This window comes from Bradyrhizobium sp. CCBAU 25360 (assembly GCF_028128695.1).
Classification (GTDB): Bacteria; Pseudomonadota; Alphaproteobacteria; order Rhizobiales; family Xanthobacteraceae; genus Bradyrhizobium; species Bradyrhizobium ottawaense.
Genome location: NZ_LBJA01000032.1, coordinates 102,374 through 124,382, shown reverse-complemented (window position 1 = coordinate 124,382; position 22,009 = coordinate 102,374). Strand labels below are relative to the sequence as shown.

The window sequence follows — 22,009 nt, the reverse complement described above, 5'->3', positions numbered from 1 at the left end:
TACAACTTCGTCCTGTGGTTATGGGTCCCGGGCTCGCTTCGCGCCCCGGGACGACAGCGGAACGTGTGGCCGCGGCCCCCGCCTCACACCAGCCGCAACACCACCGCACCCAGCGCGCCGGCCCACAGTGCGATGGCGGCGATGCCCTGGATCATGAAGCCCGGGCCGCGCTTGGCTGCCGCTTTCGAATAACCGATGAAATAGACGATGCGGCCGATGATCCAGACGGCGCCGATCCCCGCCGCGATGCCGTCGACGATATAGACCGCGAACAGCCAGAGCGCCGGCAGGACAATCGGCATCCATTCCAGCGTGTTCGCCTGGATGCGGAAGGCGCGTTCGAAATCCGGATGGCCCGACATCGCCGGCACCTTGACGCCGGTCTTGGTGCGCGCGCTCGAGACGTTGATGGCGGTGAAGAAATAAAATGCGATCGCCAGCAGCGTGACGAGAGCGGTGAAATGATACATCGCTGGTTCCTTCAAACAGACCGCGCTTCAATACCCGGTCAGCTCGAGATAGCCAACGCCGTCATGCGTCCCGGCAAAGCTGATCGGCCCCTCCCAATAGGAGAAGCCGATCCCCATCCAGGCCCCGGGATTGAGCGGCTTGCAGTGGATCGAGAACGATCGCGACGGGATCGCGATCTGCCATTCCACCGGCAGCTTGCGTCCCGCAACCTCCGCCGTCGCTTTCGGCATCATCCGGATGTCGCCGCCCGTGATCATCTGCGTTTCGCCGGCAGCGCTGATCCAGTTGCCGAACGGATAGTCTTTGCCTTCCTTCTGCCGCAGCCGGTACAGCATCAGCTTGTCGCCTGACGACAGATGCAGCGACAGCCAGTCCCAGCCGGTCTGGTCGGCGTCGAGCGGCTGGCTGCTCCATTCGCGGTCCATCCAGGCCTGGCCCGAGACATCGACCGGCTTGTCGTCGATGGTGAGCGTGCCGCGAGCGCGGTAGAACGGCTGGCTGTAATAGTAGGACGCCTGGCCACGCTCCGACTTGCGGCTGTAGCCGCGATCGCCTTGCAGCACCACAGCGCGATCGGCCTCCAGCGTCAGTGCGTAGCTGAAATCTGTGCTGGACGCCCTCAGCGCCAGCGGCGCCAAAGTGCGGTCATCGGTTCGCTCGAGAGCCTTCATCTCCCAATCGTCGATCCAGGCATCGAACGGCTTGGCCGTGACGCCGGCCTGGCCGACGCCGCCGCGTGAAAAGACTTCGTTGAAGCGGTGGGTGTCGGCGCGCGTCACTGCAGCATGCGCCATCCAGACCTGCTGATTGGCCCAGCCTTCGCCTTGAGGGCCTGGCTGCGCCGCCTGACGGAACAGCGTCCATTGCAGGCCGCAAGCCGCGCCGCTGCCGTCGATGAGGTTTGCCGTCAGATACCACCATTCGATGCGAAAGTCCGGATGCGGCCCGTGATCGCCAGGAAAGGCAAACAGCTTTCCCGGCGTCACCTTCCCAAAGCCATCCGCTTTTTCACCGAGCCCCGCATAGCCTTGCGCGCTGGCGCGGCGTGCGAGGGCCAGCGCAGCGATGCCGCCGGCGAAGGCGCGGCGCGACATGCGATCAGCGTTCATTGGCAAACACCTTGACGAGATTTGCCGGCTGCATCCGCGCCAGCCGTGCCACCGGCAACAGCGCCGCCAGCAGCGACGCCAACAGCGCGACCGCGACCAGCTCGACCAGTTGCAGCGGAAACACGTGGAACGGCAGCCGCCAGCCGAACGCCTTCACGTTCACGATCGCGATCAGGCACCACGCCACCAGGAGCCCGAGCGGAACGGCCAGCAGCGCCGTGAACAGCGCCACCGACAGCGTCTTGGTCAATTCGATCGCGGCAAGGCGCGGCCGCGTGATGCCGATCGCCCATAGCGGCGCGAGGTGCGGCAGGCGGGAGTTCGCCAGCGTCAGCAGGCTCGTGAACAGCGCGATCCCGGCGACACCGAGTGTGAAGGCGTTCAGCGCCGAGGTCACTGCGAAGGTGCGGTTGAAGATGCGGATCGATTCGGCCTTCACCGTCGCCTGGTCGGCGACACTGCGGTCGTCGAGCGCCAACTGTTTCTGCAACGCCGCGATCAGGCCGAGGATATTCTCCTTCGCGACGATCAGGCCGATCCGCGTCTGCGGCGTCTGCGGAAACTGCCGGATCAGCGCCGCGACGTTGACGGTCAGCTGCCCCTTAGGGTTGCCGTAATCGGCATAGATGCCGACGATGTCGAGCTCCCAGGTCCCGCCTGGCGCCGGCACCTCGACGACGTCGCCGATGCGGACGTTGAGGCGGCGGCTGAGCTGCTCGCTGATGAAGGCGGCATTGCCCGGCACGAGCCGGCTCCAGCCGCGCGGCGCGGTTTCCAGCAGCGGCCAGCGTTCGCGATAGAGCGCGTGATCGGGCAGGCCGAGCAGCTCCACCGGCTGGCCCTGAACCTGCGCCTCGGCGCGGCCGCCCGACAGGATCGCCTGTACGTCGCTGCGCTCGCGCAGCCAGTTGCGGATGGCAACGCCTTGCGCATTGTCCGAGGCGCTGATGTAGACGTCGGCGGCGAGCCGACCGTTGAGCCAGCCGAGGAAGGTGCGGCTGAAGGTTTCCACCATGGTGGACACGCCGACATTGACGGCGAGCGCGAGGAGCAGCGCCATCAGCGCCAACGACAATCCGGAAAGCTGCTGCCGGCTGTCCGCCCAGAACCACAGCGCAAGCGGCTTCCTCGCGGCGCGCTGGCCCGCGAGCAGGATGATCTCGAGCAGCGCCGGCAGGATCAGGGCCGCACCGAACATCAATGCCGCCAGCACGCCAAAGCCTACGATCAGCGATTGCCCGTACTGGAGCAGCAGCAGCGCGACCGCGAACACGGCGCAGGCGGCCAGACTTTGCAGGATCAGCCAGCGGCGCTGCCTCTGCTGCCAGGCGCGCGGCTGCGCCGTCGCCAGCACCGGCATCCTGATCGCCTTGATCAGGCTGGTCGCCGCCGCAACCAGCGCGCCCGCAATGCTGATGCCGATGCCGGCGAGCCACCATTCAGGCTGTAAGGTCAGCTGCCCCGGGATCTGTGCGCCATAGAGCCCGCGCAGCGACGCCGCGACGTCGGGCAGCAGCACTGCCGCGATGAAATAGCCGCAGACGAGCCCGATCAGGCCGGCGATCAGCGCCAGCGCCACGAGCTCGATCACCAGCACGGTGTTGACCAGCCGCGCCGAGGCGCCGCAGGCGCGCAAGGTCCGCAACATCGGCAGCCGCTGCTCGAAGGCGAGGCCGACGGCCGAGTTGACGATGAACAGGCCGACGAAGAACGATAACAGGCCGAACGCCGTGAGGTTGAGATGAAAGCTGTCGGTGAGGCGCTCCAGCTCGGTCTCCGCGTTCGGCTCAACCAGCTGCAGCCGGTCGCCGACCACGCTTGCCAGCGGCGCAGGCTTGCTCCTGGGCTTGCCGATCAGAAGCCGCGACAGCTGATCCGGCTTGTTCAGCAGACGCTGCGCCACGCCGATATCGACCACCAGCACGCCGGGCGCGAGCTGCGGCAACACGCGCAGCGGCGGCAATGTCGCGCCGTTGCTGATCGGCGGCGCCGCGCCTTCCGTCTCTTGCAAGTCGCTCAGCGTCTCACGTGCCACCAATGTCTGGCCCGGCGGGGCAACAAAACTGCCTAGATTCGCAGCACCGAGACGCGGTGCGTTGCCGATTTCGACCGGCAGCGTCACCGGCTCGATCCCGAGCAGCCGCACCGAGCGTCCGTTGATCTGGACCCGGCCCTCCAGCGCCGGCGACACCGGCCAGCCGGCACGGCGGAGTTTGATGAACAGCTCCTGGGGAAATGTCGCGCTGGCAGGCGCGACCAGCATGGCGGTGCGGGCGCCGCCGAACGTCGCCGCGGCGCGGTCATAGGCATTGCGGGCCTGCTGGTTGATGGCCTGCACGCCGCTCCACAGCGCGGTCGCCGCGATCAACCCGACCAGCAGCGTCGCGAACTGCATCTTGTGACGCCGCCAATGGCTGAGCAGCACTGCGAGCACCCAGAGCGCGCGTCTCATGCGATCCGCCCCGCATGCAGGGTGAGGTGGCGGTCGAGCGTGCCGGCCAGATGCAGGCTATGGGTCACCATCAGGAAGCCGCAGCCGGTGCGCGCGACGAGGTCGCGCGTCAGCGCCAGCACGTTTTCGGCCGTGGCCTCGTCGAGATTGCCGGTCGGCTCGTCCGCCAGCAGCAGCGAGGGCTTTGTCGCCAGTGCCCGGCCGATCGCGACCCGCTGCTGCTGGCCGCCGGACAATTGCTCGGGATAGCGCTTCAGGAGAGGGCCGAGGCCGAGCCGTTCGACCAGCTCCTTGGTCCAGGCTGCATCGTGACGGTCGGCGATCCGCGCCTGGAAAACCAGATTGTCCGCGACCGACAGGCTCGGGATCAGGTTGAATTGCTGAAAAACCAGGCCGATCCGGTCGCGCCGCAAGCTGGCGCGCCCTGCATCGGACAGCGCGGTGACTTCGGTGCCTTGCAGCCGGATCGTGCCGCCATCGGCGGCATCGAGTCCCGCGATCAGGTGCAACAATGTGCTCTTGCCGCTGCCGGACTCGCCGGTCAGCGCGACGCGTTCACCCTCCTTAAGGTCGAGATCGACGCCACGCAGCACATGGACCGGTTCGCCGGCCGAGGAGAAAGTCTTGGAGAGATTTCGGATGCTCAACACGATGAATGGCGCCGGGCGGAATTAGCGGAATTGCTGCGTAGCACACTTGCTGCGGAAATGCCGGGTTGCGTTGGTCTCGAAGCCGTTGTTAGCTCCCAAGATAGCCAAATCAAAAAAGTGCCAAAAGACATCGACGGGGGAGAATCATGAGCGTTGAGGGAACGACGGAGGTGGTCGGCAAGACGATCGGGACCAAGGGAACGCCGAAGGGCGCCTGGACCGTCACCTTTCTCCTCTTCCTCTTCATGGTCGTGAACTTCGCCGACAAGATCGTCGTCGGTCTCGCCGGCGTGCCGATCATGACCGATCTGAAGCTCACCCCGGAGCAGTTCGGCCTGCTCGGCTCCTCGTTCTTCTTCCTGTTCTCGATCGCCGCCATTGTGGTCGGCTTCATCGTCAACAAGGTGCCGACACGCTGGGTGCTGCTCGTGCTCGCAGTGATCTGGGCGCTGGCGCAGTTTCCGATGGTCGGCACCGTCTCCTTCACTACGCTGCTGATCTGCCGCATCGTGCTGGGTGCCGGCGAGGGCCCGGCCTTCTCCGTCGCCGCGCACGCGATCTACAAATGGTTCCCCGACGAGAAGCGCACGCTGCCGACCGCGATCCTGTCGCAGGGCTCGGCCTTCGGCGTGATCCTGGCGGTGCCGGCGCTGAACTGGGTCATCGTCAATCATTCCTGGCACTATGCCTTCGGCGCGCTCGGCGTGGTCGGCCTGATCTGGGTTTGTGCCTGGCTCGCGCTCGGCAAGGAAGGCCCGCTGGAGGACACGCAGGTCCTGGCCGCGACCGAGCAGAAGATCCCTTACTTGCAGCTTCTCACCTCTCGCACCTTCATCGGCTGCGTCGCGGCGACCTTCGGTGCCTATTGGGCACTCTCGCTCGGCCTGACCTGGTTCACGCCGTTCATCGTCAAGGGGCTCGGCTTCTCGCAGAGCCAGGCCGGCTTCATCTCGATCCTGCCCTGGGTGTTCGGTGCCACCATCGTCATTCTCACCGGGTGGATCTCGCAGGTGATGATGGCGCGCGGCTACAACACCCGCGTGGCTCGCGGCGTGCTCGGCTCGGTGCCGCTGGTGATCGGCGGGCTGATTCTGGCGGTGATGCCGCATGTTCAGGGCGCGGGCTTGCAGATCGCGCTGCTCGTGGTCGGCTCTGGCCTGTGCGGGGCGATCTATGTGGTCTGCCCGCCGATGCTCGGCGAGTTCACGCCGACGTCGCAGCGCGGCGCGATCCTCGCGATCTATGGTGCGCTCTACACGCTGGCCGGCATCATCGCGCCGGCCGTGATGGGGGCGATGATCCAGCGCGCCGGCAGCACGGTCGATGGCTACATGGCCGGCTTCACCATCAACGCCGTGATCATGGTCGGCTCCGGCCTGCTCGGCCTGCTGCTGCTGTGGCCGAACTCGGAAAAGGCCAGGCTGACGCGCGGTGCGGCGCCGCAGGCAGCATCGTTGAAGGGTGCGGTCTCGCCCACGTAAGGGGGCGGGCGAGGGTTAGATAGAGGCCGCCGGCCACAACCCCAACTGTCGTCCCGGACAAGCGAAGCGCAGATCCGGGATCCATAACCACAGGGAGGGGTTTGGCGACGACTCGGAGTTACAGTTTAGCCCCATAACCGCTCCCTGTGGTTATGGGTCCCTGCGTTCGCAAGGACGACACTGAGAATGAGGCGCGGACTTCGCGCCTCACTCACCATCAGCTGCTAATTCACCCCCTGCGCCCCGCGGATCAGCTTCCCCGGCCGGCGGCCCGTGGCCTCGCCATGCCGCCGCGTCACCACGCCTGAGACGATCGTCGCCTCGTAGCCGTCGACGTCCTGCAACAGCCGCCGCCCGCCGACCGGCAGATCGTAATGCACCTTCGGCGGATGCAGGTGCAGACGGTCATAGTCGATCACGTTGACGTCGGCCTTGTAGCCGGGCGCAATCAGGCCGCGATCGGTGAGGCCGACCGAGAGTGCGGTCTTGCGCGACTGCGCTGCGACCACGAACGGGATCGACAGCTTCTCGCCGCGCGTGCGGTCGCGTGTCCAATGCGTCAGCAGATAGGTCGGGAAGCTGGCATCGCAGATGATGCCGCAATGCGCGCCGCCGTCGGACAGGCCCGGCACCGATTGCGGGTCGATCAGCATCTCGCGCGTCGCATCGAGATTGCCGTCGGCATAGTTCAGGAACGGCACGTAGAGCATGCCGCGGCCCTGGTCCGACAGCATCGCGTCATAGGCGAGCTCTTCCGGCTGACGGCCCTGCTTGCGCGCCTGCGGCCCCAGCGCGTTCTCCGGCGGCTGCTCGTAATCGGGGGGATCGCCGAGCAAAAACATCTTGTCGTAGTTGGGCCGGAAGAACAGCGGATCGTCGGTGGCGGTTGCCGTCTCGCTCAGGATTGCCTTGCGCACGTCGGCCTGGTGCAGCCGCGCCAGCCGCTCCTTCAAGGGAAGATGCGCGATCGCCTTGTAGCTAGGATGGGTCTGGAACGGATTGCGCGACAGCTCGAGCCCGAGCAGCAGGCCGACCGGGCGCGCCGCGATCTGCGCGGTGATGGAGAGGCCGCGCTTCGCCGCCGCATTGATCTCGTCCAGCGTCTGGCGCCAGCGGTTTGGCGATCTGTCGTTCTGCGTGATCGAGAACGAGATCGGACACTTCGTCGTGTCGGCGACCCGCAACATCATCGGCAAGTCTTCGTGGATGGTGGAGAGATCGAGCACGAATTGCAGCACGCTGCGGCCCTGGCTGTGCATCGCCCCGGCGATCGCGGTGAGCTCGTCTTCGCCGGCCTTGAGCGTCGGCGTGAAGTCGCCGGTGGAGGTGCGGTGGTTGAGCGTGCGCGAGGTCGAGAAGCCGAGCGCGCCGGAGCGAACCGCCTCGCCCGCGAGCTTGGCCATTGCGGCATTGTCTTCGGTGGTCGAGGGGTCGCGGCGTGCGCCGCGCTCGCCCATGACATAGACCCGTAGCGCCGCATGCGGCAGCTGCGCACCGACATCGATGTCGAAATCGCGCTTGGAGAGCCAGTTCATGTAGTCCGGAAAGCTCTCCCAGGCCCAGGGAATGCCGGCGCTCAGGACGGGCTCGGGAATGTCCTCGACGCCTTCCATCAGATGGATCAGGCGGGTGTGGTCGGCGGGCTTGCACGGCGCGAAGCCGACGCCGCAATTGCCCATGATCGCCGTGGTGACGCCGTTCTGCGACGACGGCGTGATGTCCTGGCTCCAGGTGACCTGGCCGTCGTAATGGGTGTGCACGTCGACGAAACCCGGCGTCACCAGCTTTCCGCGTGCGTCGATTTCCTCGGCGCCTTTGCCAGAGACCTTGCCGACCTCGCTGATCCTGCCGCCGGTGATGGCGACGTCGGCCTCGAACAGTTCGCCGCCGTTTCCATCCGCAACGGTGCCGCCGCGGATGACGAGATCAGGGGTGCTCATGTGTTTCTTCCTGTTTTTGTTTTTCTAAGTCTTCTTTCGTCGTCCCGGACAAGCGCAGCGCAGATCCGGGACCCATAGCCACAGGGAGGAGTTTGGCGAAGACTCGTAGTTGGCAGCTTCGCTCCACAACCGCTCCCTGGGGTTATGGGTCCCCGCCCCCCGTGCGCAATTGCGCACTAGGCGGGGACGACGATTGAATTTGTGGCAGCCGCTCTCGCTCCTCAAGAACCGGCTTGTCGCTTCCGCTCCGTGAACGGGGACAGCGCCACCGTCGCCACCATGAACACCACCGACGCGCCGAACACCCAGTGTGGCGCACTCTGGTCCATGATCCAGCCGAACAGCAGCGGGCTGATGATGCCGCCGAGATTGAAGCCGGTGGAGACGATGCCGAAGGCGCGCCCCGCAGCGCCGGGAGGAGCCGCATTGCGCACCAGCATGTCGCGCGAGGGGGCGATCACGCCGGACAGAAAGCCCGCCGCCGTCATCGCGGCAGTCAGCGCCCAGCCGGGTAGCGTCACCAGCGCGATCAGCAGCACGATTGCCGCGTTCACGGCGAAGCAGGCCGCTGCGACATAGCCATGGCGTTCGGTGTGATCGGCAAGGAAACCGCCGGCCAGCACGCCGGCGGCGCTGGCGCCGAGGAATGCCGTCAGCATGACGTTGGCAGCCGAGTAGGACGTTCCATAGCCGCTCATCAGCGCGACGACGCCGAAATTGTTGATACCGGCGACCGACAGGCTGAGCAGCATGAACAGCGCGGTCAGCACGATCAGCGCGGGCGTGATGACAGCCTGCTTCGGCGCGTTCTCCGCGCCTGGCTTCTTCTTGCTGGCGCCGGCGTCGGGAATGTTCATGACGAGTAGCAGCAACGCCACCGCAATGCCGATCGCACCCGAGGCGATCAGCGCGCCGACGCCGCCCGACAGGGTGACGAGTGCAGCCACGATTGCCGGCGCCACCGCGCCGCCAAGAAACCCGGCAAAGGTGTGGATCGAAAAGGCGCGGCCCATCCGTGCCTCGTCCATGTGCTCGGCCAGGATCGCGTAGTCGGCGGGGTGATAGACGCTATTGGCGAGACCCAGCAGCACGGCGCAGGCGATCAGCGAGGCGTAGCTGAGGTGCAGACCGAGCAGGATCAGCGCGAAGCCGCCGAGCGTGAGGCCGGCCAGCAGAATTCGTCGCGCGCCAAAATGGTCGACGAGATAGCCGGTCGGCGCCTGCGTCAATCCGGACACCACCGCGAACACGGTGAGCGCGAAGCCGAGCTCGATATAGCCGACGCCGAGCTGAGCCTTGAGGAACGGGAACAGCATCGGCAGGACCAGCAGGTGGAAATGGCTGACCCAATGCGCGATCGAGATTCCGGTCAGCGTGCGTAGCGCGCTGTCCGCCTTGCCTTGCTGCGGTGCGGCGAGAACGTCGACCATTGCAATTCCGGTTTCACTCCCTGGAAGGCGCGCAAACTATCGGGGAGAGCGGTTATTTGTCCATGAACGCAGGCGCATGGCAGGTAGTGCGGGTGGGGATTCCATCCCCGCTGTCGTCCCTGCGAACGCATGCGAACGCAGGGACCCATACCGCGGGATTTATCGATTGTGACAGGTCGCAGTACCGGACGGCGATCCCCCGCCAACTTCTCCCTGGGGTTATGGGTCCCTGCGTTCGCAGGGACGACGGCGGAGAGTGGGGCGCTAGCGTCGGATCATAGCCCCCCTCAAAACGACTCGTCATCCGGACCGTAGCGGTCACGCTTGGGCGTCGCGATGTCGCCGTCCTCGTAGTCATCGTCATCGAGCGGAGGCGGGGGTATCTTCACCTTGTCTTCCGCCCGCTTTTTGTCAGCGATTTTGGGCGGCTCGCTTGGCTTGCCGATCTTGGCCATGGCTGTTCCCGGATGGTGATGCTGCATCCGATCCTATCCGGAACATATGTGTAGTTTCTGACCTATCGCAAGCAGGGCCGTCAGTGCACGAGCGGCCCGCCCGCCTTCTTCCAGGCATCCACGCCGCCGGCGATATGGGCGGTGTTGGAAAGGCCGGCCGCCTTGGCGGCGGCCACCGCCATCGCCGAGCGCTCGCCGAAGGCGCAGAAGAACACGATGCGGCGGCCGGTGGCGGCGGCGACCTCGCGCAGCATGCCGCCGGGCTTGAGGCTTTCCTCGACGGACGGATAGGGCGTATGCAGCGCGCCTTCGAGCATGCCGTGCTTCATCCGCTCGTTGGTCTCGCGCAGATCGACCAGCAGCATGTCGGGCCGGCCGAGAATGCGGATCGCCTCGACCGCGCTGAGCGCGCGGCCTTCCTTCTCCAGCTCCTCCTGATGCAGGCCGACATGCATGTTGGCGGGCACCGCCACGTCCATCATCTTCGGATTGGGCAGCTTCAGGTTGGCCATCAGCTCGATATATTCGTCGACCGAGCGCACCTGGAGCCGCGGGTTGTAGCGCTTCTCCTCGCCGATGGTGGAGACGGTGTCGCCCTTGTAGTCGTGCGCCGGAAACACCATCGTCTCGTCCGGCAGCTTGAGCAGCCGGTTGAAGATCGAATCGTACTGGGCGCGCGAGGAGCCGTTCTGGAAATCGGTGCGGCCGGTGCCGCGGATCAGCAGCGTGTCGCCGGTGAAGACGCGGTCGCCCATCAGGTAGGAATAGGAATCGTCGGTGTGGCCGGGCGTGTACATCACGTCGAGCGACAGGCCCTCGATCGTCACCTTGTCGCCGTCGGCGACCCGCATCGCCACAACGTCGGCCTTGGTCTGGTCGCCCATCACGGTCATGCAATGGGTGCGGTCGCGCAGCTCGCCGAGGCCGGTGACGTGGTCGGCATGCAGATGGGTGTCGACCGCCTTGACCAGCTTGAGGTCGAGCTCGCGCAGCAATTGGCAGTAGCGATCGACCTTCTCCAGCACGGGATCGAGGATCAGCGCCTCGCCGCCGGGGCGGCTGGCAAGGACGTAGCTGTAGGTGCCCGAAACGCTGTCGAAGAGCTGGCGGAAGATCATGGCAGGACCCGGCATGGAACTGATTGCAAATTCTACTACGCCACGGGTCGAAAAGAGAAGCAAATCACTGTGTTGGGAGGGAAATATGGAATATTGTTTTGCATAACTCGCTGTCGTCCCGGCGAAGGCCGGGACCCATAACCACAGGGAGCAGTTTAGGGCAGATCAGTCGTTCGGTACTCCTACCAGCCCCTACCGATAGATCACGCGGTATGGGTCCCGGCCTTCGCCGGGACGACGAGGGAGGGTGTTGCGGAAGACGCTACGGCCTCACCACCGTATACCCATTCTCCGCCAGGAACAGGATCTGCCCGACCCCGACCTGCACCGGTGTTGCCGCGGGAATGAATTCCGGCCGCTTGCCCGTCTCGCGCTCGATCGTATCCACCGTGTTGAGACAGATGTCGAAGCGCACGCCCTGCGCGATCAGGCTCTCGACCTGCTTGCGACGCTCGCTGCCGGACAACAGGAGATCGACGCCGGGGCCGAACGCGACGACCTCGATCGCGATCTTGTCGGGGTCGTACGCCTTCAAGAGATTGTTGGCGACGCTGAGCACCAGCGCCTGCTTCCTTGCATCACCGTCGGAAAGCTGCAGCACGATCCTGTGCTCTGCGAACGGCTTGTCCTGAAGTGGCACCGGCTGCGCAAATGCTGGCGGCACCGCCGCCCAGGCCAGCAGCGTCAGCAGCATCGCGCGAAACAGTTGCGCCCGCATCATCCTTGTCCCGCAATACCCGGATTGTCCTCGACGCCTCTCAGCGTCACGCCGGAGCCGAGCCGCTCCTGAAACATCCGGCCCGAGCGCAGATATTTGCCGACGACGTCCCACACCGGCGCGCCTTGCTGGCCGTTGACCGAAGCCCAGCCTGCGACCTTGTAGCGGTGGCTGGCGCTGAGCGCCTTGCCGCCATGGAGTTTCACTTCCGAGATGCGGCCGCCGATCGCGGCGGTCGGCGTGCAGGTGTAGCTGAGTCCACCGGCGCGCACCATGTCGCCGCCCTGCTGATAATAGGGATCGGCGTTGAAGAGGTTGTCGCAGACGTCTTCCAGCACGTCCTTGATCTGGGCTCCCGTCATCTCCTGCACATAGGTCTCGGGATAAGTGATCGCAGTTTCCGCGAGCAGATCCTCCATGGTCAGGGCCTGGCCCGACAGCGCGGTGACGCCCCAGCGGAACCCCGGCGACAGCGCGATCTCGGCATCGAGCTCGGTGCGGAGCGCCGTGCAGATCAGCTCGTCGACCGGCCCGGAGAAATTGCCGCGCCGATAGAGCAGGCGGTCGGGCGTTGCGATCTTCGCCGACCAGTCGGTCACATGCGGCGCGCGCAGCCGGCCAATCAGCTCGGCCATTCCGGGGTCGGGCTTCAGCAGCTCGGAATAGACCGGCAGGAGATGATAATGAATGTCGCTGACCTTGCCCTTGTCGATCGCGAGATCGAGCACGGCGAGGAATTTCCCGTTGGAGCCGGCATTGGTGACGAGCGTGGTGCCGCCGGCGTTCTTCACGGCGATGGGCTGCGGCACGGCGTCATGGGTATGGCCGCCGAGAATGACGTCGATGCCGGTGACGCGGCTTGCGAGCTTGAGGTCGACGTCCATGCCGTTGTGCGACAGCAGGATGACGGCATCGACCTTGTCGGTGCCGCGCAAGGCATCGACATGCTTCTGCAACTCCTCCTCGCGGATGCCGAAGGTCCAGTCCGGCGTGAACCGCTTGGGGTGCGCGATCGGCACGTAAGGGAAGGCCTGGCCGACGATCGCGACCCGGTGACCGCCGATCTCCTTGATCATCGAAGGCTTGAACACGCGTCCCGTGGCCTTGTCGAAGGCGGGAGCGTCGTTGAACGCGGCTTCCTCGGTCAGGAACACGTTCTGCGCCAGAAACTCGCCCTTGAAGCGCTCGAGATTGTCGCGCAGCGTCTGCTCGCCATAGGTGAATTCCCAATGCCCGGTCATCGCTTCGATGCCGAGCAGATTGGCGACCTCGACCATGTCGCGGCCCTGCATGACGTTGGCAAGCCCGGTGCCCTGCCAGAGATCGCCGCCGTCGACCAGCAGCGAGCGCTTCTCGCCGACATCGCCGCGCAAGCGGTCGACCAGCGTCTTCAGATGGGCAAAGCCGCCGAGCTTGCCGAAGCGGCCTGCAGACTTCTCGAACTCGACACAGGTGAAGGCATAGGCATCGGCGCTGTCGGGACGGATGCCGAAACGATCGAGGAAGGCGCGGCCGACCAGATGCGGCGGCCGCCCGGCCATCTCACCGACGCCGATATTGATGCTGGGCTCGCGGAAATAAACCGGGTTGAGCTGCGCATGCGTGTCGGTGATGTGCAGGATGCGCGCGTTGCCGAAGCGCTCGAGGTCGTAAATGCTCGCGGACTCAGTGCCCCGCGCAAGCCGCGGCAGACTGAGCGATGCAGCGGCAAGGCCTGCGCTCTTCAGGAAATCGCGGCGGCGGATCGCCATATCAAAATTCTCCGCGCCCTCAATGTCGCAAGACTGTTTCAGTTGATGCCAGTCTAGCGGATTTCCATCGCCTTCCAGGCTTCTTTTTCAGAGGTCGCCTGGAAGATCGACGCCTTTGCCAGCGCCTCGGCCTCCCTGGCTGCGGCGGTGGCGCGGTCGAAATCGCCGCCATCCGCCGCTTTCCTGGCCGCGGCCAGCGTCGAGACAGTCACGGTCCACTGGTTGCGCAAGCCGGCAGCCTCCTTCGATGCGGCTTCAGCGGTGGCATAGGCCGCCTTGTAGTCCGCTTCATTTGCCGCGCGCGCCGCTGACGCGAGGCCGAGCGCCAGCAGCATGGCGAGGGGAAATGACCGCTTCATGGCCGCGCTCCCGGTCCTGATATCGGCAAGCCGTTGGCGACATAGGACAGGAAATATTCGACGTCGCGATATTCGTCCGATTGCGGCTCCAGCGGAACCGCGCGGGTCTGGCTGTTGCAGGTGACGAAGCGGCGGCTGGTCGTGCCCATGCCGCTCCATTCGGAGCGGTAGATCGGCATCGCGTTCAAAATGCCGAGCGCCGGCGCCAGGATCTCGGCGCGGATGCGCTCGCCCGGGCTCTGCACATGGCAGCTGGCGCAGGAGAAATTCATCTGGCCACGTCGCGTGTAGAAATAACGCTTGCCGTTCTCGAACGCGGCGAGCGCGCGGGGATCATCGGGGATCTTGATGTCCATCGGCTTGCCACGCGAGGTGAAGGCCATGTAGGCGGTGAGCGAGGCCATCTCGTCCTTGACGTAGGAGTAGGGCGCCTCGCCATTGGCCTCGCGGCAGCGGTTGAGCGCGAGCTCCAGCGTGACGACCTTGCCCTCCTTCTCGTCGAAGTAAGGATAGTTCTGGCGGATGCCGACGCCCCCGTTGGAGAAGCAATCGGCATAGGTCTTGCCGTTCTTGAACGGAGTGGCAAACATCTCCTTGCCGGCATCGAGCGCGAACTCATAAGGAGGGAATTCCTCCTTCTCCTGCCACTGCCGCTTCATGTCCGCGTTCATGGAATACGGACCGTTGACGAAGTCCTCGTGCTTCACGTCGGGAAATTTCTGGAAGAAGAAGTTCTGGAACGCCTTGGCGTCGGCAACGGGATCGACCTTGTCGGCCGCGACGACGCGCGGAGAGGTGAGGGCGAACGCCACGAGCGCGGCGCTGAGCGAGCCAAGCAGCAGGGCAGATCGGGTCTTCATCACGAAATCTTCGCGGTGGTCGTATCCGACGCACCCTTGTTGTCGGTCCAGGAGATCTTGAGGTCGTCGCCCTTCTTGGCGCCTTTGAAGCTGAATTTGACATAGGGGTCCTTGGAGACCGCAGTGCCCCAATCGGCGACGAAGACGTCCTTGCCGTTACATTCGAATTTCAGCTGCTGGATGAAGTGCGCGGGGATCAGCTCACCCTTGGGATCCTTGACCAGGCCGGTATCCATGGGGTGCTGGATCAACGCCTGCACCTCGGTGATGTCGCCATTGGATGTTGCGCGCACGCGAATGCTTGATGCCATCGGACCGATCCTCCTAGCCGCCGCAGCCGCCGACGGTGACCTTCACTTCCTTGGTGGCGCTGTAGAGCTTGCCGTCAGCCTCGACGATGGCGACCAGTTTGGTGGTCTTGGCCATTTTCAGCCGGTTGGCGACGCCCGGAATGGTGCCGTCGGCGATCTTGTAGGACGCGGCAAGCGCGTACGGGTTCTCGGTCACGAAGAACGAGATCGAGGTGACCTTGTCGAGCGTCGTCGTCACCGACACCGGCACCACGCCACCGTTCTCGGCGATCTCGGGCGCATCCAGCTTGATTTTGTCCGAGGGCTCGGCGGTCTTGCCATAGAGCGCCTTGATCGCGTCGGCCTCGTTCTTCTGCTTGAAGGCCTCTTCCGGATATTTGTCGTTGGCCGCGGCACGCGCGGGCGTCGCCGCGAACGGCAGATTGCCGAGGCCGAGCAGGGCGACCGAGGCCGCGCCCTGAAGGATCAGGCGCCTTGTCGCAAGCGGGCCGGTGGTCGTGGTCATCTCAAATCTCCTGGGCAGCCGGCCGTTACAGGGTCTGCAGGAAATCAACGATCGCGCTGATCTCCTGTTCGGTCAAAATCCGGTTCCGGCCGAACGGCGGCATCATGGTCTGCGGATTGCGCTTGGTCTCGTCGAAGATGATCGCGGTGAGCTCGTTGCGATCGGGGTATTTGGCCTTGAGGTCCTTCAGTTCCGGCCCGATTGTTCCCGGCAGGTCGCCCCCTTTGATGACGTGGCAGGTCAGGCAATTGCCCTTGCCGCGATCGAAAGCGAGCTTCTGGCCGTCGGCGACAGCGGATTGTGCCCGCGCCGGAGCCACAGCCGCGCCGGCGGAGAGGAGCAGCGCCACCAGGACGGCAAGCTTGCAATGAAAGGCGGTCAAGGCATCGTCCCAAGCGTTATGTCGATGATCTCGTTTGCGGAAATATAAGCGTTCCAAAGCACAAAGGGCATCGTCTGACAATCAAGACTATGCACGCGGCAAAATGGAGTTAATATCCTGCGCATTGCAACCGATGAGACAGTTTGTTCATCCCAGCAGGTTGGCACTAGCAAATTATTCTAGGGCGTTTGGCCCTTACGGGCCGTCTTTTCTGTTTCACATTTATTGGGGACTGACTTGGCTGAATATGTCGTCGAATTTGGCAGGGATGGCGGACGGGTCGAGCCCGATGGGCGGCTCGATGCGCCTGCGTTCCATCGCAACCACCTGCCCATCTGGGCGGCGCTGGAAAAGCACCTCACCGGGCTGACCGGCAACGTGGTCGAGCTCGGCAGCGGAACCGGCCAGCACGTGGTCCATTTCGCCCGCCACACGCCCGGCCTGATCTGGTGGCCGAGCGACCTCAACCAGCGCCACCTCAAGAGCATCGAAGCCTGGCGCGTCCATACGGGCCTCGCAAACATCCGCAGCCCCCTGCGGATCGATCTCACCGATCCCGACTGGTGTCCGGAGATGAAAAGCGGACAGACGCCGACGAGCCTTGCGGCGGTGTTCTGCGCCAATGTCATCCACATCGCGCCCTGGGCCGTGGCCGAGGGCCTGTTCGCCGGCGCCGGCCGTTACTTACGCCCCGACGGCAAGCTGTTCCTCTATGGCCCGTTCAAGCGCGACGGCAAGCACACCGCGCTCAGCAATGCGGTGTTCGACACCTCCCTGCGTGAAGGCAATCCCGACTGGGGCGTGCGCGACATCGGCGATGTCGAGACGCTCGCGAAGGCTGCGGGTCTTCGCCTCGTCGATACGATCGACATGCCCGCGAACAATCTGACGCTGGTGTTTGAGCGGTAGGAAACCGTCATGCCCGGGCTTGTCCCGGGCATCCACGTTCTTCGTGCAGCAAGGCAAGGTGTGGATGGCCGGGGCAAGCCCGGTCATGACGGGCCTAGCCTTCATCCCCCCACCCGATCTTCTCCTTCAAGAACCGAAAACCGAGCACCTCGAAGCCGGCGCGCTCCTTGTTGTCCTTGCCGTAGCCGTGGCCGCCGGCTTCCGGCTCGTAGAACCAGGCCTCGTAACCCATGGCCTGCAGCTTTGCCGCCATCTTGCGGGCGTGGCCGGGATGAACGCGGTCGTCGCGCCGCGTGGTGGCGATCAGGATCGGCGGATAGGTCTGGCCGGCTTTCACATTATGATAGGCCGAGTAGGTCTTGAGCCACTCCCACTCCTCGGCCTTGTCGGGGTCGCCATATTCCGCGATCCAGCTCGCGCCCGCGAGCAGTTTTGTGTAGCGGCGCATGTCGATCAGCGGGATGGTGCAGAACAGCGCGCCGAAGCGCTCGGGGTAGCGCACCAGCATGTTGGTGATGAGGATGCCGCCGTTCGATCCGCCCTGGGCCGCGATCCGTTTTGCGCTCGTCACGCCGCGGCGGACGAGATCGGCCGCAACCGCGGCGAAATCGTCATGCGAGAGTTTCTTGCCGGCGAGCCGGCCGGCATCGTGCCAGCGCGTGCCGAACTCGCCGCCGCCGCGTAAGTTCGCCTGCACAACGGTGCCGCCGCGCTCCAGCCAGAGCTTGCCGAGCGAGGCGTTGTAGTACGGCTTCACCGAATGGGCGAAGCCGCCATAGGCGCTCATATAGACCGGCGCATCGCCGGTCTCGCCGCCCGGGCCGGTCTGGACATAGGGAATGCGCTCGCCATCGATCGAGACCGCCTCGTGCTGCGTCACCACGAGCCCGTCGGCGGTGAACGTCTTCGGCGCCTGCTTCAGCACGACCGGGCTTGCGACGCCGCGCTCGATCAGCAGCAGCGACGGCGGGGTGAGCGGATCCTGCACATTGGCGAGCAGATCGCCATTGCTCTCGCTGGGATGACGATCGAGCGGCCAGACGTCGACGACGCCGATCTCGGGCAGGCCGCCAAGCGTCTCGCGGCTCCAGCCGGTGGCCGAGGGCGTGAAGGTCTCAAAGCGCGGACGCAGCTCGTCGAGGATCGACAGCACGAGCTTGCCCGCAGCCCAGAACAGGCCTTGCAAAGCGCGCCGCGGCGCCGGCTCGAACAGCACCGCAAAATCGCGACTGCCGTTCAGGAATGCCGAGAGTGAGATGCCGAGCACGGTGTCGGTGGCGTAGGTCCGCCCGCCGGCCGTCCAGTCCTTGCGCAGCTTCATCGCGAACCAGTCGCCATGGGCCTGCAGCCAGATGCCGGTCGGCAGATCGAGCTTGGTCATGCGACCGGCGGCATCGCGCAGCCAGACCGCGTGATTGAAGAAGTCGATCTGCTCGACGATCCAGACCCGCGGCTCAGGTCCGGTGTCGTCGGCGCCGCCATAGATCATCATGTGATCGGCGGTGGTCTCGATGATCACCTCAGCCTGATCGACCGGCTGGCCGCGCCGCCACAGGCGAACTGTCCGCGAGTATCCGGAGTCCGTCACCATGCCCTCGCCATGCGCGCTCGACAGCAGCAACGTGTCGGCATCGAGCCAGTCCGCGCCGCCCTTGGCTTCCGGCAGTGTAAAGCCGTCGGCGACGAAGCTTTTCGTAACGAGGTCGAATTCCCGCAACGTCACGGCGTCGCTGCCACCGCGCGACAGGCTCAAGATGGCGTGCGAGCTTCCCGGCGTCGTGGCGATCCCGCTCAGCAGCCAGTCCTCGCCTTCGCGCGCTGCGAGCTGGTCGATATCCAGCATGGTCTCCCACGCAGGACCGGCTTTGCGAAACTCCGTCAGCGTGGTCCGCCGCCACAGGCCGCGCGGGTTGGCGGCGTCCTTCCAGAGATTGTGCAGGTCGCTGCCGCGCCGGCTGACATAGGGAATGTTGTCGGGGCGATCATAGATCGCTGCGAGGATGTCGCGGTCGTGCTCGAAGGCTTTGCCACCGAACGCCTGGAGCGTCAGGCTGTTCTGCCGCTCGACGAAATCGAGCGCTTGCGTGCCCTCGATCTCCTCCAGCCACAGCCAGGGATCGTCGTCGGGAGCGCTGAGTGTAGGCCTGTCGTCGACGGTCATGAACGAAACTCCCAAAAGTCGCGGCGATAGGATTTGATCGAGCGCAAGCCGTCAAGCGCGCGGCCCGCTATCATCGCACCGATTGCGTCAGAGGCATGGCCTGCGCCCGTTTGCGCCGGTTGCCCGGCCACTCGCGTCACTCCATAGTGCCGGGAATCAACCAGCCCTCGAGCCCGTTCGGGCAGAAAAAGCCGATGCTTGACGTGACTTCTGCCCATGAGATCGCCGACGACGCCCGCGTGCGCGCCAATGTGGTGCGCCTGGCCGCGGCCCAGGCGCTGACGGGCGCCAACTCGGCCGTGATCTTCGCCACGGGCGCGATCGTCGGGGCCACGCTCGCGCCGGACATGTCGTTCGCAACCGTGCCGATCTCGATGTATGTGGTCGGACTTGCTGCCGGCACGCTGCCGACCGGCGCGATCTCGCGCCGTTTCGGCCGCCGCGTGGCCTTCGTCATCGGCACGGGCCTCGGCACGCTCACCGGCGTGCTCGGCTCGTTCGCGATCCTGCACGGCTCGTTCGCGCTGTTCTGCATCGCGACCTTCCTCGGCGGCCTCTACGGCTCCGTCGCGCAGTCCTATCGCTTCGCCGCTGCCGATGGCGCCAGCGCGGCCTACCGGCCCAAGGCGGTGTCCTGGGTGATGGCCGGCGGCGTGTTCGCCGGCGTGCTCGGTCCGCAGCTCGTGCAATGGACCATGGACGTCTGGCAGCCCTATCTGTTCGCCTTCAGCTTCCTGGTGCAGGCCGCCGTGGCGCTGATCGCGATGGGCATCGTCGCCGGCGTCGACATGCCCAAGCCCGCGCCGGCCGATCTGCATGGCGGCCGGCCGCTGCTCACGATCGTGACGCAGCCGCGCTTCGTCGCGGCGGCGCTGTGCGGCATCATCTCCTATCCCATGATGAATCTGGTGATGACCTCGGCGCCGCTCGCCATGAAGATGTGCGGCCTGTCCGTGTCCGATTCCAATTTCGGCATTCAATGGCACATCGTCGCGATGTACGGGCCGAGCTTCTTCACGGGCGCGCTGATCGCCCGTTTTGGTGCGCCGAAGATCGTGGCAGCCGGCCTGCTGCTGGAGGCTGGCGCTGCCGGCATCGGCCTCTCCGGGCTCACCGCGATGCATTTCTGGGCCACGCTGATCGTGCTCGGCGTCGGCTGGAATTTCTCCTTCATCGGCGCCTCCGCGCTGGTGCTGGAGACGCACCGGCCGCAGGAGCGCAACAAGGTGCAGGCCTTCAACGACTTCCTGGTGTTCGGCATGATGGCGATCGGCTCGTTCTCCTCCGGGCAATTGCTCGCCAATTACGGCTGGTCGGCGGTGAACCTGGTGGTGTTTCCGCCGGTCGTTCTCGGTCTTGCCGTGCTCTCGCTGGTTTCCTGGGCCCGCCGTCGCAAGGCGCGGCTGGAGGCGGCGATGGGCGAGTTCCCGGACGCGATTTGACTGGCAGGAGATTGTCAGCAATGTTGATACTTCGATCCAGGTCGAAGTGATTTTTTGGCGAGGGCTATTTAGATGTTCGTCATGGCCGGGCTTGTCCCGGCCATCCACGTCTTAGGGACGCGGATCGAAGAACGTGTATGCCCGGGCATAGGCGAGCGGAAGCGACGCCGTCCTTCAGACGGCTATGCCCGGGCATGACGGGAGTAGGCGGCATGCTCGACAATCCTCAACAGCCAGCGATCGACGAATCCTCCCTGCGTTACGAAGGCTGGCGCATCGTTGCGGTCTGCTTCCTGCTTGCGACCTTCGGCTGGGGGCTCGGCTTCTACGGCCAGAGCGTCTATGTCGCCGAGCTGCAGCGCGCGCGGGGCTGGCCGACCACGCTGATCTCATCGGGCACCACGTTCTTCTATCTGTTCGGCGCGCTGCTCGTCGTGTTCGTCGGCGAAGCCGTGAGGAGATACGGCCCGCGCTTCTGCCTGATCGCCGGCACACTGGCGATGGCGGCAGCTAGCGTTGCGATCGGCGCCGTGCGCGAGCCCTGGCAGCTTTATCTCGCCGATGCCGTGCTCGCCTTCGGCTGGGCCGGCACCAGCCTCGCCATGATCACCAACACGATCAGCCTGTGGTTCGACCACAAGCGCGGCATGGCGATCAGCCTGGCGCTGAACGGCGCCAGCTTCGGCGGCATCGTCGGCGTGCCGCTGCTGGTGACCCTGATCGGCCATGTCGGCTTTGCCAGTGCGATGTATGCCGCCGCCGGCGCCATGCTGGTGCTGCTGCTGCCAGTGATCCTTGTTCTCGTCGGCCGCCCGCCCGATCACCACGGCTGGCACGCGGCGGCCAAGGCGAACCCGCAATCATCGACGCAGATCCGCGCATGGGCGCTGCGCGACGTCGGCTTCCTCACGGTGACGATTGCGTTTGCGCTGGTGCTGTTCGCGCAGGTCGGCTTCATCGTGCATCTGATCTCGTTTCTCGATCCCGTGATCGGCCGCGAGCGCGCTGCTGTCGCCGTCGCGGTGCTGACTGCGATGGCGGTGGTCGGCCGCGTGCTGTTCTCGTTGGTGATCGATCGTCTCAACCAGCGGCTGGCCTCCGCGCTGTCGTTCCTCAGCCAGGCCGCGGCGCTTCTGGTCGTCATCAACCTCCACAACGACTACGTGCTGATCGCGGCCTGCGCGGTGTTCGGCTTCTCCGTCGGCAACCTCATCACGCTGCCGTCGCTGATCGTGCAGCAGGAGTTCGATTCGTCGTCGTTCGGCGTGCTGATCAGCCTCAACACCGCGATCAACCAGGTGACCTACGCGTTCGGTCCCGGAATCGTCGGGGCCTTGCGCGATTGGTCCGGCGGTTATTCGCTGCCGTTCTATCTCTGCATCGCGCTGGAAGTGGCGGCCGCGGCGTTGATCATGGTGCGGGGAAACAGGTTTCGTAGGGCGGATTAGCGAAGCGTAATCCGCCAACTTCGCCCCGCATTCGCTGAGACATGGTGGGTTACGGCT

Annotated in this window: 20 protein-coding genes; 4 read left to right on the top strand and 16 right to left on the bottom strand. The window is 65.2% G+C overall.

Annotation, left to right across the window (positions count from 1 at the left end; genetic code table 11):
* Positions 1-83: 83 nt before the first annotated feature.
* The 4 genes from XH81_RS09580 to XH81_RS09565 are packed head-to-tail and all read right to left on the bottom strand — an operon-like array spanning position 84 to position 4,682.
* Positions 84-470 (bottom strand): MAPEG family protein, encoded by a 387-nt coding sequence (locus XH81_RS09580; RefSeq protein ID WP_028139695.1) that lies wholly within the window; start codon positions 468-470, stop codon positions 84-86.
* A gap of 27 nt (positions 471-497) precedes the next feature.
* On the bottom strand, positions 498-1,580 hold the full coding sequence (locus XH81_RS09575) for a lipocalin-like domain-containing protein (protein WP_028139696.1): 1,083 nt from the start codon (positions 1,578-1,580) through the stop codon (positions 498-500).
* Positions 1,570-4,032, bottom strand: a complete 2,463-nt coding sequence (locus tag XH81_RS09570; RefSeq protein WP_028139697.1) for an FtsX-like permease family protein — start codon at positions 4,030-4,032, stop codon at positions 1,570-1,572. Before XH81_RS09570 ends, XH81_RS09575 begins: the two co-directional genes overlap by 11 nt.
* Complete coding sequence (locus XH81_RS09565) at positions 4,029-4,682, bottom strand: ABC transporter ATP-binding protein (RefSeq protein ID WP_028139698.1); 654 nt, start codon at positions 4,680-4,682, stop codon at positions 4,029-4,031. Before XH81_RS09565 ends, XH81_RS09570 begins: the two co-directional genes overlap by 4 nt.
* 146 nt (positions 4,683-4,828) lie before the next feature.
* Between XH81_RS09565 and XH81_RS09560 the strand changes: the two genes are divergently transcribed.
* The gene (locus XH81_RS09560) at positions 4,829-6,163 is read left to right on the top strand and encodes an MFS transporter (protein WP_028139699.1); all 1,335 of its coding nucleotides are present in this window, start codon (positions 4,829-4,831) and stop codon (positions 6,161-6,163) included.
* Positions 6,164-6,387: 224 nt separating this feature from the next.
* On the opposite strand, the gene XH81_RS09555 is transcribed toward XH81_RS09560, so the two are convergent.
* The 11 genes from XH81_RS09555 to soxX form a co-directional block, all read right to left on the bottom strand.
* Positions 6,388-8,103: an N-acyl-D-amino-acid deacylase family protein gene (locus XH81_RS09555; RefSeq protein WP_271596113.1), complete on the bottom strand. Its 1,716-nt coding sequence runs from the start codon at positions 8,101-8,103 to the stop codon at positions 6,388-6,390.
* Between the two features lie 221 nt (positions 8,104-8,324).
* The gene (locus XH81_RS09550; protein WP_028139701.1) at positions 8,325-9,533 is read right to left on the bottom strand and encodes an MFS transporter; all 1,209 of its coding nucleotides are present in this window, start codon (positions 9,531-9,533) and stop codon (positions 8,325-8,327) included.
* A gap of 287 nt (positions 9,534-9,820) precedes the next feature.
* The gene (locus XH81_RS09545) at positions 9,821-9,988 is read right to left on the bottom strand and encodes a hypothetical protein (protein WP_162832267.1); all 168 of its coding nucleotides are present in this window, start codon (positions 9,986-9,988) and stop codon (positions 9,821-9,823) included.
* Positions 9,989-10,068: 80 nt separating this feature from the next.
* On the bottom strand, positions 10,069-11,106 hold the full coding sequence (locus XH81_RS09540) for an MBL fold metallo-hydrolase (RefSeq protein ID WP_028139702.1): 1,038 nt from the start codon (positions 11,104-11,106) through the stop codon (positions 10,069-10,071).
* A 262-nt stretch (positions 11,107-11,368) separates the two neighbouring features.
* The gene (locus XH81_RS09535) at positions 11,369-11,827 is read right to left on the bottom strand and encodes a DsrE family protein (RefSeq protein WP_028139703.1); all 459 of its coding nucleotides are present in this window, start codon (positions 11,825-11,827) and stop codon (positions 11,369-11,371) included.
* A complete protein-coding gene (gene soxB / locus XH81_RS09530; RefSeq protein ID WP_028139704.1) occupies positions 11,824-13,575 on the bottom strand; it encodes a thiosulfohydrolase SoxB in 1,752 nt (583 codons plus the stop codon). The genes XH81_RS09535 and soxB overlap by 4 nt, the downstream gene beginning before the upstream one ends.
* Positions 13,576-13,628: 53 nt before the next feature.
* Positions 13,629-13,934 carry a hypothetical protein gene (locus XH81_RS09525; RefSeq protein WP_028139705.1) on the bottom strand — a complete coding sequence of 102 codons (306 nt, stop codon included), beginning with the start codon at positions 13,932-13,934 and terminating at the stop codon, positions 13,629-13,631.
* Positions 13,931-14,794: a sulfur oxidation c-type cytochrome SoxA gene (gene soxA, locus XH81_RS09520; RefSeq protein ID WP_028139706.1), complete on the bottom strand. Its 864-nt coding sequence runs from the start codon at positions 14,792-14,794 to the stop codon at positions 13,931-13,933. The genes XH81_RS09525 and soxA overlap by 4 nt, the downstream gene beginning before the upstream one ends.
* Entirely contained in the window at positions 14,794-15,105 is a 312-nt protein-coding gene (gene soxZ / locus XH81_RS09515) for a thiosulfate oxidation carrier complex protein SoxZ (RefSeq protein ID WP_028139707.1), read from the bottom strand. Before soxZ ends, soxA begins: the two co-directional genes overlap by 1 nt.
* 13 nt (positions 15,106-15,118) lie before the next feature.
* Positions 15,119-15,610, bottom strand: coding sequence for a thiosulfate oxidation carrier protein SoxY (gene soxY / locus XH81_RS09510; protein WP_028139708.1), 492 nt, complete (start codon positions 15,608-15,610; stop codon positions 15,119-15,121).
* A 25-nt stretch (positions 15,611-15,635) separates the two neighbouring features.
* The gene (gene soxX, locus XH81_RS09505) at positions 15,636-15,962 is read right to left on the bottom strand and encodes a sulfur oxidation c-type cytochrome SoxX (protein WP_085968002.1); all 327 of its coding nucleotides are present in this window, start codon (positions 15,960-15,962) and stop codon (positions 15,636-15,638) included.
* 267 nt (positions 15,963-16,229) lie between these two features.
* Here soxX and XH81_RS09500 point away from each other — a divergent pair, with 267 nt between their 5' ends.
* Complete coding sequence (locus XH81_RS09500; RefSeq protein WP_028139710.1) at positions 16,230-16,901, top strand: DUF938 domain-containing protein; 672 nt, start codon at positions 16,230-16,232, stop codon at positions 16,899-16,901.
* Between the two features lie 94 nt (positions 16,902-16,995).
* Here the strand turns inward: XH81_RS09500 and XH81_RS09495 are convergent, their stop codons facing one another.
* Positions 16,996-19,062 (bottom strand): prolyl oligopeptidase family serine peptidase, encoded by a 2,067-nt coding sequence (locus XH81_RS09495; RefSeq protein WP_028139711.1) that lies wholly within the window; start codon positions 19,060-19,062, stop codon positions 16,996-16,998.
* A gap of 194 nt (positions 19,063-19,256) precedes the next feature.
* Between XH81_RS09495 and XH81_RS09490 the strand changes: the two genes are divergently transcribed.
* Together XH81_RS09490 and XH81_RS09485 are read left to right on the top strand one after the other, a co-directional pair.
* Positions 19,257-20,504, top strand: coding sequence for an MFS transporter (locus tag XH81_RS09490; protein ID WP_028139712.1), 1,248 nt, complete (start codon positions 19,257-19,259; stop codon positions 20,502-20,504).
* Positions 20,505-20,716: 212 nt separating this feature from the next.
* Positions 20,717-21,952 carry an MFS transporter gene (locus XH81_RS09485; protein ID WP_028139713.1) on the top strand — a complete coding sequence of 412 codons (1,236 nt, stop codon included), beginning with the start codon at positions 20,717-20,719 and terminating at the stop codon, positions 21,950-21,952.
* Positions 21,953-22,009 lie beyond the last annotated feature (57 nt).